Annotated in this window: 19 protein-coding genes; all 19 read right to left on the reverse strand. The window is 52.4% G+C overall.

The genetic code is table 11. The annotated features are described in order from the left end of the window. Positions 1-43: 43 nt before the first annotated feature. Positions 44-967, reverse strand: coding sequence for an ABC transporter permease (locus tag ACFVSO_RS10420; RefSeq protein ID WP_387472946.1), 924 nt, complete (start codon positions 965-967; stop codon positions 44-46). A 15-nt stretch (positions 968-982) separates the two neighbouring features. Continuing rightward, positions 983-1,933, reverse strand: coding sequence for an ABC transporter permease (locus ACFVSO_RS10425; protein ID WP_387472948.1), 951 nt, complete (start codon positions 1,931-1,933; stop codon positions 983-985). A 25-nt stretch (positions 1,934-1,958) separates the two neighbouring features. After that, entirely contained in the window at positions 1,959-2,972 is a 1,014-nt protein-coding gene (locus ACFVSO_RS10430; RefSeq protein WP_387472950.1) for an ABC transporter ATP-binding protein, read from the reverse strand. Next, positions 2,969-3,985 (reverse strand): ABC transporter ATP-binding protein, encoded by a 1,017-nt coding sequence (locus ACFVSO_RS10435; protein ID WP_387472952.1) that lies wholly within the window; start codon positions 3,983-3,985, stop codon positions 2,969-2,971. The genes ACFVSO_RS10430 and ACFVSO_RS10435 overlap by 4 nt, the downstream gene beginning before the upstream one ends. A 252-nt stretch (positions 3,986-4,237) precedes the next feature. Beyond that, entirely contained in the window at positions 4,238-5,569 is a 1,332-nt protein-coding gene (locus ACFVSO_RS10440; protein WP_387472954.1) for an LLM class flavin-dependent oxidoreductase, read from the reverse strand. Further along, the gene (locus ACFVSO_RS10445; protein ID WP_387472956.1) at positions 5,548-6,084 is read right to left on the reverse strand and encodes a GNAT family N-acetyltransferase; all 537 of its coding nucleotides are present in this window, start codon (positions 6,082-6,084) and stop codon (positions 5,548-5,550) included. The genes ACFVSO_RS10440 and ACFVSO_RS10445 overlap by 22 nt, the downstream gene beginning before the upstream one ends. Before the next feature lie 66 nt (positions 6,085-6,150). Further along, positions 6,151-6,633 (reverse strand): DinB family protein, encoded by a 483-nt coding sequence (locus ACFVSO_RS10450; protein ID WP_387472958.1) that lies wholly within the window; start codon positions 6,631-6,633, stop codon positions 6,151-6,153. After that, a complete protein-coding gene (locus tag ACFVSO_RS10455; protein ID WP_387472960.1) occupies positions 6,630-7,817 on the reverse strand; it encodes an amidohydrolase in 1,188 nt (395 codons plus the stop codon). Before ACFVSO_RS10455 ends, ACFVSO_RS10450 begins: the two co-directional genes overlap by 4 nt. A gap of 33 nt (positions 7,818-7,850) precedes the next feature. Continuing rightward, positions 7,851-8,858: an LLM class flavin-dependent oxidoreductase gene (locus ACFVSO_RS10460; protein ID WP_387472962.1), complete on the reverse strand. Its 1,008-nt coding sequence runs from the start codon at positions 8,856-8,858 to the stop codon at positions 7,851-7,853. 15 nt (positions 8,859-8,873) lie between these two features. Continuing rightward, positions 8,874-9,626, reverse strand: coding sequence for an amino acid ABC transporter ATP-binding protein (locus ACFVSO_RS10465; protein ID WP_387472964.1), 753 nt, complete (start codon positions 9,624-9,626; stop codon positions 8,874-8,876). Continuing rightward, on the reverse strand, positions 9,623-10,333 hold the full coding sequence (locus ACFVSO_RS10470; RefSeq protein ID WP_387472966.1) for an amino acid ABC transporter permease: 711 nt from the start codon (positions 10,331-10,333) through the stop codon (positions 9,623-9,625). The genes ACFVSO_RS10465 and ACFVSO_RS10470 overlap by 4 nt, the downstream gene beginning before the upstream one ends. Further along, positions 10,330-11,115 carry an amino acid ABC transporter permease gene (locus ACFVSO_RS10475; protein WP_387472968.1) on the reverse strand — a complete coding sequence of 262 codons (786 nt, stop codon included), beginning with the start codon at positions 11,113-11,115 and terminating at the stop codon, positions 10,330-10,332. Before ACFVSO_RS10475 ends, ACFVSO_RS10470 begins: the two co-directional genes overlap by 4 nt. Positions 11,116-11,167: 52 nt before the next feature. Continuing rightward, the gene (locus ACFVSO_RS10480; protein WP_387472970.1) at positions 11,168-11,968 is read right to left on the reverse strand and encodes a transporter substrate-binding domain-containing protein; all 801 of its coding nucleotides are present in this window, start codon (positions 11,966-11,968) and stop codon (positions 11,168-11,170) included. A 183-nt stretch (positions 11,969-12,151) separates the two neighbouring features. Next, entirely contained in the window at positions 12,152-13,060 is a 909-nt protein-coding gene (locus ACFVSO_RS10485; RefSeq protein WP_387472972.1) for a LysR family transcriptional regulator, read from the reverse strand. Between the two features lie 267 nt (positions 13,061-13,327). Further along, positions 13,328-13,792: a GNAT family N-acetyltransferase gene (locus ACFVSO_RS10490; protein WP_387472974.1), complete on the reverse strand. Its 465-nt coding sequence runs from the start codon at positions 13,790-13,792 to the stop codon at positions 13,328-13,330. Positions 13,793-13,924: 132 nt separating this feature from the next. Continuing rightward, complete coding sequence (locus tag ACFVSO_RS10495; RefSeq protein ID WP_387472976.1) at positions 13,925-14,392, reverse strand: SRPBCC family protein; 468 nt, start codon at positions 14,390-14,392, stop codon at positions 13,925-13,927. A 200-nt stretch (positions 14,393-14,592) separates the two neighbouring features. Next, positions 14,593-15,174, reverse strand: a complete 582-nt coding sequence (locus ACFVSO_RS10500) for a nucleotidyltransferase family protein (RefSeq protein WP_387472978.1) — start codon at positions 15,172-15,174, stop codon at positions 14,593-14,595. A gap of 97 nt (positions 15,175-15,271) precedes the next feature. Next, a complete protein-coding gene (locus tag ACFVSO_RS10505; RefSeq protein WP_387472980.1) occupies positions 15,272-16,348 on the reverse strand; it encodes a hypothetical protein in 1,077 nt (358 codons plus the stop codon). A 55-nt stretch (positions 16,349-16,403) separates the two neighbouring features. Then, positions 16,404-17,759: a 3-phosphoshikimate 1-carboxyvinyltransferase gene (gene aroA / locus ACFVSO_RS10510; RefSeq protein WP_387472982.1), complete on the reverse strand. Its 1,356-nt coding sequence runs from the start codon at positions 17,757-17,759 to the stop codon at positions 16,404-16,406. Between the last annotated feature and the right edge of the window lie 42 nt (positions 17,760-17,801).

A 17,801-nucleotide genomic window follows, 5' to 3' on the forward strand; every position in this document is an offset into this window, starting at 1 on the left:
CCGGTATTCCGTCGGTAATGGTACAAGCTATGTTAAAGCTTCGTTACGATTGCCTGCCGTCCAGCGCGTCCCTCAAGCCGTCGCCGACAAAATTAAAGGCAAGCACCGTAAGCAGGATAACAAAGCCTGCCGGAAGCCACAGCCATTGCTGCTCTGTGAGCACCGTGAGCGACTGGGCGTCATGCAGCATATTGCCAAGGCTTGCTTGCGGAGACTTCACTCCCATGCCGAGGAAGCTAAGTCCGGCTTCGCTCAGGATGGTGCTGGCGACGCCGAACGTCGCGTTGACGATAATGGCGCCCGCTGCGCCAGGCAAGATATGGCGCAGTAGAATGCGCGGCGTGCGGTATCCCAAAGCGACGCCTGCCCGGACATAATCCGCTTTCTTGAGCGACAAGACAATGCCTCGGACAAGCATGGCAATCGCGGGCCACTTGAACAGAGCAAGCACAATAATAATGGTCCACAGGCTTGCGCCCATCACGCTGACAATGACGAGCACGACCAGCATGTAAGGAAAGCTTAAGAAAATATCGGTAATGCGCATGAGCAGCATATCAACCCACTTGCCGTAATATCCAGCGATCATGCCGATGAACGTGCCGAACGTTACGTATATCGCGACCGTGGTGAAGCCGATCAGCAAGGATACTCTCATTCCGTAGAGCAATCGGCTCAGCACATCGCGTCCCACCTGATCAGTGCCTAGCAGATAGCCCGCAGACGGACTAGCCGAGAAGGAATCGGTAATTTCGTTCGGCTGATAGGGCGCAAGCCATGGCGCCAATAATCCGGCAGCGAGCAGCAGCAAGGTCGTGCCAAGCCCCCACACGGCGAGCTTATGGCGCATGAACCTCCGCCTCACTTGCCCGGCGTAGCTTTCGTAATGTGGCGATATCGGATCGCTATCGTTCCCTTTCTTCGAGTCCAGGGCATCCTTGCTCCATGCAAGTTCCGTCGCATTCATCGTCTGCCCTCCTCTTTAGTTAAATTCAATCCGCGGATCGGCTGCCGCATACAAGACGTCCATGATCAGATTGGTCAGGAGCACGACGCAAGCAGCTACGAGATTAAGGCCCATCAGCGTCGGATAATCCCGCGACAGGATCGCTTCCATGGTGAGCTGTCCGATTCCGGGCCATTGGAACACTTGCTCGATAATGATGCTTCCTCCCAGCAGCAGCGGGATTTCGGCTCCGATGACAGCTAGGATCGGGATAAGCGCGTTGCGCAGCGCATGCCGGTTCGTAACGGCCCATTCGCTTAAGCCTTTGGCCCGGGCGGTCCGCAAGTAATCCTGCTGGAGCACATCCAGCATGCTTGCGCGCACATAACGAACCTTTTTGCCCGCTATCGTAATCCCGAGCACCAACACAGGCATAATCAGATGAACGGCGATATCCCCGATGCCCCCGTCACCGCCAAGCGTCTTCATTCCGCCCGTAGGCAGCCACTTCAGTTCAATGCCAAGCAGATAGATAAGGCCAAGCCCAAGGAAGAATGGCGGTATGGACGTGCCGAGAAACGATAGCCCTGTCAACATATAATCCAGCTTTGAATTTTGCTTGACCGCGCTCAGAATCCCGACCGGTATGGCGATGAGCAGGCCGATGGCCAGCGAAGATGACGCCAGCAGCAGCGTCGGGCCGATACGTTCTCCGATTAATTGAGTGACGGGCGCGTATGTGCTGAACGAATAACCCAGCTCTCCCTTCAGCAATCCGCCCAGCCACTTCAAATACTGTAGATAGACCGGATCGTTTAAGCCCAGCAGCTCCTTCCTCAGCTCTCGCATCTCAGGCGGAACATTCGGATTTATAAACATGTCCACGGGATTGCCCGGCGCCATATTCATAATGAGGAAGCTGAGCACCGTGATGCCCCAAAAGACAGGAACGGCGATAAGCAAGCGTCGAACCAAGTAAGGACCCACTGTAAGCCTCCTTTCTGCATGAGCTTCAAGCTAGCGGGTAATGGCATGCTACGGCATGCCGCTGATCGGTCAACTGGGGCGGGTCGATCCGACATCGCTGCTCGGCGTATGGGCAGCGGGTATGGAACCGGCACCCTGCCGGCGGATTGGCCGGGCTTGGCACGTCGCCATGAAGGATTACGCGGGCACCCTTCCGCCTGAATGACGGATCGGGAGGCGGATAAGCGTCAAGCAATAGCCGGGTATAGGGATGTCGCGGATGACGGAACAGCTCTTCTGTATCGGCAAGCTCTACGATTTTCCCCAAATACATGACAGCGACGCGCGTGCTGATCTGCTTCACCGCACCAATACCGTGTGCGATGAACAAGTACGTGAGTTTAAGCTCTTCCTGCAAATCCTGCAGCAGGTTCAGAATTTGCGCTTGGATCGACACATCCAGCGCGGATACCGGCTCGTCGCATACGAGCAGCTTCGGCCTGAACGATAATGCCCGGGCAATGCCGATTCTTTGCCGTTGTCCGCCCGAGAATTCATGGGGATACCGATTGCCGGCCGAACCCGGCAGTCCGACCAGCTCCAGCAGCTTGTTGACCTCTCGCCGCACTTCGTACCGGCTTATTAGCCGATGGACAAGAAGCGGCTCGGACAGCGTGTCGATAATGCGCATTCTGGGATTGAGTGAAGCGTACGGGTCCTGGAAGATCATCTGCATGCGCATCCTTGCGGGAATAAGCTGCTTAGTCGAGGCGTTCGTAATGTCGTTGCCTTCGAACCGGATTCGTCCGCTATTTGGCTGCTCCAGCCGAAGGATCGTGCGCCCCAGCGTCGACTTGCCGCAGCCGGATTCCCCAACTAGCCCGACCGTTTCTCCTTCGTACAACGTCAGGCTGACATCGTCCACTGCTTTGACCGCACCCTTCCGTCTTGTGATTAAGGAACCGCGTATAGGGTAATGCGTGCTTACCCGCTCAATCTGCATGAGCGGCTTGCGCTCGACAGCCGGCTCATCATGAAGAATGGATACCGCTTCGGTCATAGGGCCACCTTCTGCCTTGCAGGTGCCTTGGCTTCATCTGGCTCGGAAGCGACAGTCAGCCAACACCTCACATGATGATCTTCGCTTGTCAGACTGAGCTCGGGCTGCTGTTCCCTGCATCTCGAATCCGCATAAGGGCATCGCGGATGAAATCGGCAGCCTGCCGGCATTTCATGAAGCGAGGGAACGTGCCCCGGTATAGCGGGTGCTCGCCCTCTGTCATTCGTATCCAGCCGGGGAATGGAGTTCAGCAGGCCTTGCGTATAGGGATGCCGGGGCGACCGGAACAGCGTGTAGACATCCGCCCTTTCCACAATTTGCCCGGCATACATAACGGCAACTTGGTCGGCCATTGCGGCAACGACTCCGAGATCATGCGTGACCAGCAGAATAGCTGTGTCGTTCTCGGCCTGAAGCGACTTCATCAGTTCAATGATTTGCGCTTGAATAGTGACATCAAGCGCCGTAGTCGGCTCGTCGGCGATAAGCAGCTTAGGCTGACAGATGAGTGCAATAGCGATCATGACCCTCTGCCGCATGCCGCCGGAGAGCACATGCGGATAGGCCTTTGCGATGAATTCCGGCCGCGGAATGCCGACTTTGCGCAGCATGTCGATTGCCAGTCGCCTGGCTTCCTTGCGTGAGCTGCCCTGATGCAGCCTGATTGCTTCCTCGATCTGCCGGCCGATCGTCATCACGGGGTTCAGCGAGGTCATTGGCTCCTGAAAGATCATAGAGATTTGGCTGCCTCTCAGCTTGCGAAGCTGCTGCTCCGTTGCCGCGGTCAAGTTCTTATCCAGAAAGCGAATGCTGCCTCTTGCAACGGAGCCACTTGATCCCAGCAGCCCCATTATGGCTAATGAGGTTACACTCTTCCCGCAACCGGACTCGCCGACAATCGCCATCGTCTCGCCATGCCGGATCGTGAAGCTGACGTCCTCTACCGAGACGGTTTCCCCTTGATCGTTGCGGAACGCAATTTGCAGCTGCTCCACCCTTAACAGTTCCCCCATGTCGATTCACCTGCTTTCTTAAGGGGATTCGCATATTTACTAATCCTTATAATTCCTATGAGATTAATTAACTTTATCTGTATTCAGCATACCGCAGCGGACAGGGTTTGGATAATAGAATAAATCTATCTATGAATAGAAAAGTTTTCCTTCATTTGATTAAGAAGATTGGCTCTATGTTGCAGTAAAAAAGCCGCTAACCCCGGTCCGGCGTTCGTGTGAACGGGATCGGTGATGAGCGACTGTTAAGTGCTACGTATTCAGTTGAACGGCTGCCGTATAACGGTTGGCCGGGACGCGCAGACCCAGATTGCCGCGCAGCGTGTCGGATTCGTATTCGGTGCGGTAGAGTCCTCTCTCCTGCAGAATCGGTACGACAAGGTCGACGAAATCCTTCAAGAATCCCGGCAGCGGCGGCGAGATGATAAATCCGTCAGCCGCTTCCTCCTCATACCATTGCTGAATCAGGCCCGCAATCGCTTCCGGCGTGCCGATGAACGGCGTTCGCGGCGTTGCAGAACGAAGTGCTGCCTGGCGGAGCGTCAGACCATACTCCTTCGCATACCGCTTGATCTTGTCCGTACCGCTTCGGAAGCTGTTCGCTCCGATTTCTCCCAGCTCCGGGAACGGTTCGTCCAGCGGGTATTGCCTGAAGTCGTGATGATCGAAGAACCGGCCTAGGTAGTCCAGCGCTTTGTCGATGCTGACAAGGCTGGCCAGCTCCTCATACTTGCGGTCCGCCTCCTCCTGAGTGCGTCCGATGATTGGGCCAATGCCCGGCAGAATGACAATATCGTCCCGCGAGCGTCCAGCTTGGACGGTCCGGTCTTTCACTTCCTTGTAGAAGGCCTTCGCTTCTTCAATCGTATCATGTCCGGTAAAGACGGCGTCTGCGCTCTTGGCGGCGAGCTGCTTGCCGCTTTCGGAGGAACCGGCCTGAAAGACGACAGGGTGGCCCTGCCTGGAACGAGCGAGGTTAAGCGGTCCTTCCACGGAGAAATACTTTCCTTTATGATTCAAGCGGTGCAGCTTATCGGGAGTGAAGAAGACGCCGCTTTCCTTATCACGGACAAAGGCATCATCCTCCCAAGAGTCCCACAGGCCGCGGACGACCTCCAGATACTCCTCGGCTATCTGATAACGTTCATCATGGGACGGATGCTCCGCTTTACTATAGTTGCGCGCGGAACCTTCCAGTGGAGAAGTGACTACGTTCCAACCAGCGCGTCCGCCGCTAATATGGTCGATGGAGCCGAACTGGCGGGCAACGGTGAACGGCTCGCTGTAAGAGCTGGACAGCGTGCCGACCAGTCCGATATTGGTAGTCGCAGCTGCCAGTGCGGATAAAATCGTAATCGGCTCAAACCGGTTCAGAAAATGCGGAATCGACTGTTCGTTAATATACAGGCCGTCGGCAATAAACAGAAGATCGAACTTCCCGGCTTCCGCCGTCAGAGCTTGCTGCTTGTAGAACGGGAAGCTGACGCTGGCATCCACTGGCACATCGGGATGCCGCCATGCCGTAATATTTCCGCCAACGCCGTGAATCAGCGCGCCCAGCTTCAGTAGCTTGCGGTTACCCATGAATATTCACTCCTTAAGAGAAGCCGATAGCTTTTTACTACGGAATCTCCTTTAATGATGTCCTTCTCGTATGCTCGCTCAAAGCCTAGCCGCTCATAGAGCTTAATGGCTGAACTCATCATGTCATTGGTATGCAGATGCAGCGTCTCGGCCCCCCATTGCAGCGATCGGTTAACACTGGCGCGTATTAAAGACGTGGCTACGCCGTGACCGCGCGCTCCTGTCGTGACGGCCAGCAGGCGCATAATCGGTGAATGAATGCCGAGCTCCGGCAGCCCATAGGCCGCTTCGGATGAATCATACAGGAATACGCTGCCCACAAGCTCTCCGTCAAGCTCGGCTACTATTCTCGCTTTCACTTTCTCATTATGAACTGCATTCTTCATATCCTCCTGATATTGCTCCCAGCGGTCTTGCGGCAGATGCTGCTCATACTGGTTATAAGCATTCAGAATAATGGATTGAATCCCTTCCGCATCGGTCTTCTCCGCTTCTCGTATGACAATACGGCTCATGACACTCACCTGCCTTTCCTGGTATGGTGGAGACGCTTGTTCCTGAAATCGGGAACAAACCTGTCCTTACTTCGTGGTCTCAGCTGCTAGAGCGCTCTTGATTCTCTCCAATTGTCCCAGATGATTCTGGACATGGGCGATGAAGGACTTCACAATCAAAGGCAGCGCAACGGTATCCCCCTTGGCGTTCACCCCGGTCTTCTCCCAATCCTCCGGCGTTAACCGATTGAAGATCCCGCTGTTGTATTCCAGCAGCGACTGGAACAGCTTTAGGGACTCATGAACATTCCCGTCGTTCGCCCGTTGCCCGGCAACCCAGGCGTCTTGGCTGAAGGCGGGCAAGCGTACTGTGGAATCGGATAGGATCTCCCGGAGCCGGAAGGCAATGACAATGCTATGATCAACAAGATGGGCAATCACTTCCGTGACGCTCCAAGACTCCGGAGCTGCCTTCCACTTTAATTGTTCTTCTGCTAATCCTCCGATGGCTTTGCTTAGCTGCTCATGCGTATGCAGATAAGCTTCGATATCGACTGGCAATTGACTCATTGCGGTATCTTCCCTTTCGTACTGGATTGGGCGGTATGTGTTAACCGGTTCAAGGCGTCTTCGGCAAGCTTTGCAAAAAAAGCGGCTCCCAGCGGCAATGCCTTCTCGTCGACATCGAACGCGGGATGATGCCATTCTTGCGGGCCTTCTGTTCCGAGAAAAGCGAACAATCCGGGTACTTCTCTCAAATAAAATGCAAAATCTTCCCCCGCAGGAGACGGCAATGGGGTAATGGGCGTCAGTCCGACAGCCCCCGCAGCAGATCGAGCCGCTTCCGCCCATGCTCCGTCATTCACTACGGCCGGCGGTCCTTCAAGCCAGCGGATGTTTGCCGCTCCGCCGAATGCTTGGGCCACACTTGTTGCAATTCGCTCGAAGCGCTCGCGGACGGCTGTGCGCACGTTCTCGTCGAACGTTCGAAGCGTGCCGTCGAACAGCGCCTTGTCAGGAATGACATTCCAAGCCGTCCCGCTGTTCAGCCGGGTGACGCTGACGACGGCGCTCTCCAGTGCTCCGACATTGCGGCTCACGATCGTTTGCAAGGCGGTAATGATATGAGCGGAGATGACGAGAGGATCTACCGATGCTTCCGGTACGGCTGCATGGCTCCCCCGTCCCTCTACTTCCACCACAAAGCCGTCAGCGGCAGCCATTATTGGCCCTTCCTTAATGCCAATCGTTCCAACCGGCAGGTCTGGTTTGTTATGCAAGCCGAAGATGGCTTGCACGCCTTCAAGCGCGCCGCTGGCGATCACTTCAAGCGCGCCCCTCGCCTTCTCTTCCGCCGGCTGGAACAGGAAGCGAACCGTTCCGGGCAGCGTCTCTTCACGCTCTTTCAGCAAGAAAGCCGTCCCCAGCACGGCTGCTGTATGAAAGTCATGACCGCATGCATGCATGCGACCGGCAACTTGGGACGCGAATGGCAGGCCGGTCTCCTCATGAATGGGAAGCGCGTCGATATCTGCGCGAATGGCGATGAGAGGTCCTTCCTTACGCCCTCCTACCTCAGCGACAATGCCGGTTCGCAGCGGGAATGCCGCAATGCGAATGCCTGCCTCTTGCAACTGCTCGCGTATATATGCTGTTGTCTCCACTTCCTCGTGCGACAGCTCCGGATGAGCATGAAGATGCCGCCTGATCACGACAAGTTGTTTCTGAATGGATTGTGCAGCAGATGTGCTCACGTTGTATGCCTCCTTATGCTGTGTCCGTTGATATTAGACAACCTGCTCTGCCAATGCTTCCTTGAGCAGCGTGAATGAACGGACACGCTGATCAAACTCACCGACAGCCGTTGTGATGATAAATTCCTCAACCCCATACAGGCGGCCTAATTCCAGGATTCGGCTGCGCACGGACTCCTTAGTCCCTTTCGTAATATGGGCTGCGCGAACCTCTGTCGTATAGGACTCGCCCGCTTGACGCGCGAACTCTTGTGCCTGTTCCTCAGTGCTGACGTTTACCGTCTTGCCGCTGGTCAGCGTCACCCGGACACTCTTCAGCTCGCCCGCCAGCTCCGCAGCTTCCTCGTCGGAATCCGCGGCAATGACAGATAACGCGAGAATGGAGCGAGGCGTTGAACCTGCCGTACTAGCAAAGCGGCTGCGGTATATATCGAATGCCTGCTTGGCGGCGGAGGGATCGTTGTTGATGAACAAGGCAAATACATAAGGCAATCCGCGTTCGGCGGCTAGTTCCGCGCTGGCGATGCTTGTGCCCAGTATATAGATGTCCGCCGGCTGCTCCGGGATCGGGCTTGCCTTCAAGCCCTCAAGAGGATGGCCGTCCGGCGCAGGCCCGCTCATATACGTCTCTACTTCGGCGAGCTTATCGCTTAATGATCGTGCGTCATCGTTCCACTGCAGCGCTTTGGTCGAACGCGGTAATCCGCCCGGCGCGCGTCCGATGCCCAGCTCTACGCGTCCAGGCGCAAGCGAAGCCAGTACATTGAAATTTTCCGCAACCTTATATGGGCTGTAATGCTGAAGCATCACACCGCCGGAGCCGATTCGAATCCGCTCCGTGCTTGCAAGCAAGTAGCCGATCAGTACTTCCGGCGAGGAACCCGCGAGCTGAGCCGAATCATGATGCTCCGACACCCAGAAGCGCTCGTAGCCGAGCGCCTCTGCCAGCTGAGCCAGCTTCACGGTGTTCGCAAGCGCCTCGGCTGGCGACTGGCCGGCATACGCAATGCTTTGATCCAAAATTCCGAGCGTGATCGTCATATACATCCCCTCCTCCTAGATGGAATAGACACCGTCAGGCGTATACCGTTTCAGAAATTGCCGCGTCCGCTCCTCCTTCGGGGAATTGAAAATCTCGGCCGGAGTCCCTTCCTCCACAACCAGGCCGTCATCCATGAAGATGATGTGGCTGGCCACATCCTGGGCGAACGCCATCTCATGCGTCACAATAATCATCGTGATGCCTTCCTTGGCAATCTTGCGGATGACCGACAGCACCTCGCCGACAAGCTCCGGATCAAGCGATGACGTCGGCTCATCCAGCAGAATGACCTTCGGATTCAGCGCCAGCGCCCGCGCGATGCCGACCCGCTGCTGTTGTCCGCCTGATAGCTGGCTGGGGTAAGCGTCCAGCTTGTTCTCCAGGCCAACCTTTTTCAAGAGAGCTATGCTGCGTTCGCGCGCTTCCTCCTTCGGAACCTTCTGCACGACGACAAGTCCCTCCATCACATTCTCCAGAGCTGTTTTATGACGGAACAGATTATATTGCTGGAACACCATTGCGGATTGCTTGCGTAGCGTATGAATATCTGTCTTGCTGGGCCGCTTGCACTGCACGGAGATTCCGTCTATCTCGATCTCTCCGTCGCTTGGCCGCTCCAGGAAGTTGATGCAGCGAAGCAGCGTTGTTTTGCCAGATCCGCTTGGCCCCAATATAGCAACGACTTGACCCTTTTCTACACTTACATCGATCCCCTTTAGCACATGTTGGCGCCCGAAAGACTTTTTGATTTGCTTCAGCCTGATCATGCAACTCCACCCCGGTTATAGAGATTGATTCGTTTTTCAATGGTAGCGGTAATTCGTTCGATCAAGATCGTAAGCCCCCAATAAATGATTGCTGCTGCAATGTAAGCTTCGAAGAACTTCCAGTTCGACGAAGCGATAATTTGCGATTTGGCGTTAATGTCGACCACCGATATGGTGAAGGCGAGCGTCGTGCCATGCAGCATATTGATCGTGCTGTTGGACAGGCTGGGCAGCAGGATCGCGAAGGCTTGGGGGAATACGATTCTTTTCATCGCTTGTCTGGTCGTCATGCCGAGGGAATACGCCGCTTCCAGCTGCCCCTTATTCACGGCAAGCAGCCCGGAGCGAATGACCTCCGACAAATATGCGCCTGCTGTAATCGAAAACGAGATGTAGGCGAAGCCGATCATCGGAATGGACACGGAGCGGAACGACCATCCAAGCTGAATGGCTAGCCCATCGATGAGATACGGCAAACCGAAGTAAATAAGCAGCAGATGCGTCAGCATCGGCGTTCCGCGAATGAACGTCACGTATGCGGCAGCCAGCTGATGCAGCACAGGCACACGGTAGATTCGGATCAAAGCGACCGTTGTGCCGATGATCGTCCCGCAGCCCATGGCTACTGCCGTAATAATTAGCGTTGTCGGGATTGCGGACAATAACAGCGTAAATGCCGTCCAGATGAAGGAAGGATCGAGTTTCATAGTCTGGCCTCCTTATTGCGTAGCTTCGCCGCATTGGTCACCCTGCCGAAGAAAGAACCTTCTATGCGACGCAGCCGTTGCTCTGCTTCTGCGGAGTGCTCATGACGCAGAAGCCTTCTCTCCAGCCGGAAGAACAATCGCTCCAGCACTACGCAGATGATAAAGTACAGAAGCGCGAGCGACAGATAGATTTCGGCGAAGCGCTGCGACAGCGTGCCGATCGTCTGCGCCTTTCCCGTAATTTCGAGTATGCCTAAAGAGAAAGCCAGTGACGTATCCTTCAGATTGCCGAGTACGACATTGGAGAATACCGGTATCGAAATCGCCAGCGCTTGCGGGATAACAATACGGACAAAAGCCTGATAGCCATTCATCCCCATTGCATACGCTGCCTCGACTTGCCCCCTGTCGACCGCTGTGACAGCCCCGCGAATGACCTCTGAGATATACGCCCCGCTATGAAGCGAGTACGTCAGAATGACAAAAAACAAGGTTGGCGTCTTGCTGACATCGATATGGATCAGCTTCAGCAGCTCTGGCATGCCGTAATAGAATAGAAACAGCTGGATCAGAATCGGTGTTCCCCGGAAAAAAGAAATGTAGATACGCGCCAATCGCTGCAGCACCGGCACACGGTACAACTGCGGCAGCGCGACGAGCAGACCGACAATCAAGCCGAGAAGGATCGAGCTAACTACGATATAAAGCGTAATGCGCAGGGACGGCAGCAGTCTGACGAAATATTCGAATACATAGGAGATATCAAATGGATGTTGCCCCATCTATCGTCCTCACCCCACTTTCGGCAGCCCGGCTAACGGGCTGCCTGGCGCATTATTTGGAGAAGTCCTGGCCAAGCCATTCCTCGCTTATCTTCTTGAGCGTGCCATCCGCTTTCAGCTCTTTGACTGCAGCGTCTACCGCATCGGCAAGCTTCTTGGAATCTGGATCATCCTTGCGGAAGACGTACTGTATGTTTCCTTCGTTCAGCGATTCGCCTACCGTCTTCAGCTTGCCCTGCGGGTCCTTGATCGGGAGCAAGAAATCTGCGCCGAGCGTCGCGTAGACGCGGCCGGAAGTAATTTGAATGACATCGTCATTGGCGTCGTTTTGCTGATAGACGATATGAATACCTTCCTTATGTTCCTTATTGTAGTTCTCCAGAATTTGAGCTTGTGCGCTGGTAGGCCCGACAAGCACCTTCTTCCCTACCAGATCGTCCAGAGTCTGAACGGAGTCGTTGTTGTCTGAAGCGATAATGATTTTGTTTCTCCAATAAGCATAAGGCTCTTCATTAAATAGAAACTTCTCGACGCGCTCCGGATTCTTCTCGAAGAGATGGGCGGCCAGATCGACCTTCTTCGTCTCCAGGCTGAGCAGAATGTTGGAGAAATCCATCGTTTGGAATTCAAACTCATAGTCGTCCAGACGCTTGTCGATTTCGCGCAAAAGCTCGACGTCGAAGCCGGTCAAATTGTTTTTGTCATCCAGGAAAGCAATTTGCTCAAAGTCGTTGCCGGTGCCGATCACAATTTTTTGCGCACCGCTTGATGAAGCAGGGCTGGATTCGCTGGAGCAGGCGGATGCCGCAAGCGTGAAGACAAGTGCTAAAGCGATAACGGATATTTTTTTCAAAACAGGTTCCTCCAATGGTTTTTTATTAAACTCATAAATCCTACAGGTTAAGTGCGGTTTATGGCTGAACTAACTGTAGCACTCGCCTTTCCAGGCGGTCAATCCGTCCCATAATAGAGAAAATCTATACAACGATCCAATAATTTGATAGGAAAACTTGTTTCCATAGATCCCATTCAACTGCTAGCCGATTGAAGCGATTAGTCCATCCCTGCGCATCGACAGCTCCTTGCCGAATTCGCTGATGGCTGAGAGGAACAAGGCGTTTTTGCCGTGGCATGAAATCAGGTTGGTCTGCAGCGAGATGCCCTCCGTATCCGGCAACCGAATCGGAATAAGCTTGCCCTCGCGTGTTTCTTGCTGGACGCTTTGGCTGGGCAAGAAGCTGATGCCTGCCTTCTGCATGACGAGCTTCTTCGCGGTCTCTGAGTTGTCGACCAGGAATTGAATATTGGGCGGTCTGTCCAGACTGCCGAATATGCGGTGGATGCGCAGCCAGTCGAGCGCCCCGCATTCGAAGAACACGAGCGGCTGTGCCGCTATTTCATCAATGGGAATTCGTGTTTCGGACAAGAACGGATGTCCCTCGTAGACGTACAAGCGTATCGGATCTTCAAAAAACTTCACCGATTGCAGATTCGGATGGCTAATGTTGCGAATGAAGCCGATGTCCGCTTCCTTGTTAATGACTTTATGAATAATATCATCGGACGTGCCGGTAATGAGCTTGAAGTGCGTATTCGGAAATCGGTCCTTAAGCCTTGGAAGCAGATCGGGAATGATATAATTCGATACAGACAACGTACTGCCGATCCGCAGCTCGTCGGGCAGCGACTTCTTCTGATTCGTGTGCAGCTTTCCTTTCTGGTAGGTCATCAGGATTTGCTGGGCATAAGGCAGGAATCGCCTGCCTTCCTCCGTAATCTGAATTTGTTTGCCCAGCCTGTCGAACACCTTGCAGTTCAACTCCCTCTCGAGCGATTGGATACGGGCCGTTACAGATGGTTGTGACAGGTACAGCACTTCCGCTGCTTTATTAAAGCTCCCATAATGATTAATGAACACAAATGCCTCGATATTTTCCAAATTCATAGCGCACACCTCCTGTTTTGATGATTGGAATAGATGATCCCTCTCGCCAGCTAGATTTTCTGAAAAACAAAAAGAGACTTCTTATGGCGGTGCATAAGAAGTCTCCGGTCATCCGGTAGACGCAAGTATGTCGGGTATCGCATCCCTATGTGGTTCATGATTGGCCGTTTCATTTATCCAATAATTCCAATGCAAATACTAAGCTTTAATCGATTATATGCTCGCTACCCATTTTCTGTCAATGGAATCATTAGCAAAAAGGTTTTGCTATAACGTTAAGAAGTAATGAAGAAAGGTCTCATCGCGCTCATAGCCATTTTTCTCATACAAAGCTTGTGCGATTAAGTTATCCGGTGCAGTTGACAGCTCGATTCCTTTCGCCCCCGTAAGCTGTCCATGACGCTTCGCTTGCTCCAGCAGCAGCTTGGCTGCGCCGCGGCCTCGTTCTTGCTCCAGCACGTACAGATCGTTTAGAATCCAGGCGCGTCTCATTGAGATGGAAGAAAAGACGGGATATAATTGCGTGAATCCGATAGCCTTTCCGCTTGCTTGTTCGATGGCGATGAAGATAACGGATTGTTGATGTTCGAACCGGTTGAACAGGAATTGCCTGGCGCCCTCCAGGTCGGATGGCTGTCCATAAAATATCCGGTAAGCATCAAAAAGCGGGGCGATTTCCTCCAATTGTTCCAACGTAGCTTGATGCACGATCATAGATGATTCTTGCGACATGTTCCTTGCTCCTCCCTGCTTTCAGGTAATGCCTTTAGCATACACCTCCGGCAGGGAGCCGCCTATGAAGTTCGTGACGAATTTTTTGCATTCTTCCTCCACTTAAGGGGGATTGCTGCGTTGATGCGTTAGCTATCCCTGCACATGGGCATCCGGCGCTTTATCCGCAACCAGATTCAGAATGATGCCATGCTCCAGGTAAGCTTTGAGACCGCACAGCACCATCGTATATCCGCCCATGGAGTCAATCGCTTGCTGGAGGATTTCATCACCCGTGCCGGTGAAGCCCGAATTCGCAATCGTGACAAATGTGCCGTCCTCATCCCGTGTGGCAAATACCCATTCAATCAGTGTACCGTCCGACGATTCGAGCAGGATATAGTCGTTCTGGCGAATTTCCTTGACGTGGAGAACATCGGATACGCCATACATCTCCCACTCCCAACGAACATGGCTGCCCGCCAGGAGCCTTCCGCTGCTTTTGGTAAACCAGAACTTGGTCGTTATGTCCGGGTTCGCGAATGCTTCAAACACTTCATAGGTTGGCCTGCGAATAAGCATCTCTGCTTTTACAACCGGAAACTGATGAGCTATCGTCATATCCCTCTCCCTTTCGTCAATAGAAATCGCAAAAACACATGCGCTGTCAGCTTGAATCAAGGTATTCCCTTTAAATTAATGTCATTAATGATTAACGAGTCTAATGGTTTAGTCTTATAAGATAAGTATATCATTTATAGGTATGTGCGCACAAAAGGAACATTGCCTTTACCAGGCCGATAAAGGGATGAAAAAACGCATTACCGAGCTTGATGAATAAGGTGAATATTGATTCTATACCAAGTGCTTACCCAATTTTTCTTGCGAATACGCTCTTCATAGATTCTTGCTCTTTCATTCGTTTCTTGAAAATAAGGCGTTGGCCTCAGGTTCAAGCCCAGTACATCCTCTATGCCGCAAGGAGCGGTGAGAACTACGTTGCCGTTCTTATCTAAGGATAGCCCCAGGGCTGTTGCCGTTTCTGGAAATTTGGAGATGGCATCAACTGAAGAATCATATGGCGGGATGTTATTTACAACATGCATTCTCGCTTCGTTTTTGACAGACCACGGGATGGTAGAGTCTAACTGCTTAAGCTTTTGTTCCAGCTGCTTTTCTGCTTCTTCATCAAGATTGCGCTTATCAAAATAGATGACATCAATATCAGGCAGATGCGTTCTTGCCGTAAAACCATGCAACGTATCCCATATCTTAGATCGAACGAAACCGGCACAGACCCACCAGTCAGGCAATTGAAGAGATTGGGCATTGTGCAAAATGTCCATCATCCACTTATCCTCTTTTACTAAACGAATGATGTCGCTCTCATTTTCTAGTTTCATGATTATCCACCCCTTCGAACATACATTCCCATTATATCATGTAGGCAAAAAAACGTCCCTTCGATTTCATCATCGATAGGGACGCCTTATGGGTACGCTATAACATTTTGATACCAAACTGTGTGCCATACCTTAAGCTTACATTCCATACTTGTTTCTTTCCCGTCGTTTCATTAAGAAGATGGATTTTCTCAGGGATGACCAGCGAGGCTAGATAATCACCGGGTTTGACTGTACCAGTTTCATCTTTCATGTACCAAGGAATAGTAAGATCAAACGCTTCGTCAGGGGCAAGCTTGCCCTTCAGAGGCGGAAGCTTGTATTCCGTCACCTTTTTCGGATTAGAGCCATCCGGGTCTGTTTTGTACACGATAAAAGATAATGGCGTTTCATCCAGTACGAGAGTATCATCGCTAACATTAGTCAAGCTAAAGGAGAATGGCATAACGGCTCGATCTGCAATAGAGTATCCGTCACCAGAGCCAAACGGTGGCGTTATCCCTCCATATAATGGGGCTGTGTAGTACTCTGCTTCTCGTCCCATAAGCTCCCCTATTGGATTAGACTTTACATGTACGAAATTAAGCACTTTCAATCTGAATGTGACCTCTTTATGAGGATAGGCAAACGATAAAAAAGTTTTGAACGATCTGATGTCGCCAGGCTTTGGCGGATTAATATTTTCATTATCGATATAGAAATAATCGGATTCGCCAACCACCACATTATCCTTTAAGGCTTCTAATACGATCTGCTTGCCCTTCATCTCTTTATTGAATTTGATAATTCCGCCTTCAATATATCCGTTGTCATTCTTGCTCGTCATCAAGTGACCTGCCGACGCATAGCCTTCATTGCTCTGCAAATGGAGCCCTGACAAAGTTAATGAACTAAAAACTTGAATTTGATTCAAATTGCCATTGGCTGAAGATGCAGATTGAAAGTTGACTTTGGATCCCATGGATTCGGAGAAGAGGCGCAATGGAATGTACGTTTGATTTTTGTAGTTTATGACCACTGTACCCTTTGTCGTACTGAGTTCCTTCACTTGTGCGCCGTTATAAATCGTAATTTTACTCGGAAAGAGCGTACCTTGTACCGCCTTTGATGCCACTGCTGCCGTGGCAAAACAAAGTATGATTCCGCAAATCATGCCTATCCAAAACTTTTTCATGTTTTACACCACTCTCCTTTTTCTATTCATAACGTTTTTTAGAAATATTTGTTGCTTATGGACTAATAGATATTGAATATACACCGAGTCCGCGAAGCCGCTCGAAGTAATCGGGACAAGTCTTCGACACACAGCCCGGATCGAGAATGGTGATGCCGTCCACTCTTAAACCGATGAGCGACAACGCCATGGCCATGCGGTGGTCGTCATACGAATCCAGCACAGCCGGGACCGGAGCTCCCGGATAGACGGTCAATCCGTCATGATGCTCCTCTACGTTTACCTGCAGCCTGCGCAGCTCGGTACAAATGGCTGAAATTCGGTCGCATTCGTGATGCCGGATATGGGCAGCGTCCTTCAACGTGATAGGCGCATCTGCGTACAGCGCAAGCACCGCCATCGTCAGCGTCTGATCGGACCATCGTTCCATGCTGATCTCGAAGCCCCCACGCAACTGAGCCGCTCCCTCTACTTCGACATAACCCTCTCCGCGCGACACCGTGCAGCCCATTTGCTCCAGTACGCCTAACATCTCAATGTCGGGCTGGCGTGTACGAGCCGCATCAATGCCTTCTGTCCGTATGTGCCCGCCTGTCAAAGCTGCCACAGCCCAGAAATAACAGCTTGTTGATATATCCGGCTCTAATTCAATGGAACGAGCCGCATAGTTTCCTATCGGAATAGTGTATGAGCCGCCCCCTTCTTCCACTTCTATGCCAAATGCGCGCATCAATTCTATCGTCATGTTGACATATTCCTTCTGCACCGTCGACCCCTGAAGTTTTAGAGTTATCGGCTGACGAGCGTATGGTGCAGCTAAGAGCAGGCCGCTTACGAACTGGCTGGATTGATCACCAGCTATCTCGACAGTCCCTCCTTTCAAACCGCTGGCTTCCAAGACAAAAGGATAGGCATGCTCTTGATTCAGATAGCTGATATAAGCGCCTTGATTCATTAATGCCGTTAATAAAGGCGCAATCGGACGCTCTTCCATCCGCTTGCTTCCCTTGAAGGTCCAAGAACCGTGTCCAGCCGCCAGCGCGCCTGGCAAGAATCGGGCTACTGTTCCTGCCGCGCCCACATACAGTTCTCCCTCCTTTACTGGCCAGTTTCCTCCGCATCCGTCTACAATTGCGGTTTCTCCCTCAACAGTAATGCTAATACCCAGACTCCTCAAATTTTCGATACACCAATACACGTCATCGCTTCTGAGGATACCGCTTATTCGAGACGTGCCTTCCGCCATCGCAGCCAGGATTAAAGCGCGGTTCGTAAGGCTTTTGCTTCCCGAGACACGGATGGTGCCTGCTATCTTCTGCTGTGGAGGGCTAATGCTCACTTGCTTGAATCCTTGATGGGATGACCATGGTGTACGGGCTTCCATATCGGGAATGCTTTTTGGTTGTTCCATACTCTCACCTCTACTCATTGATTGACTGTCTTGAGTTGATTA

This window comes from Paenibacillus sp. NPDC057967 (genome assembly GCF_042887015.1).
In the GTDB taxonomy this organism is placed as follows: Bacteria; Bacillota; Bacilli; order Paenibacillales; family Paenibacillaceae; genus Pristimantibacillus.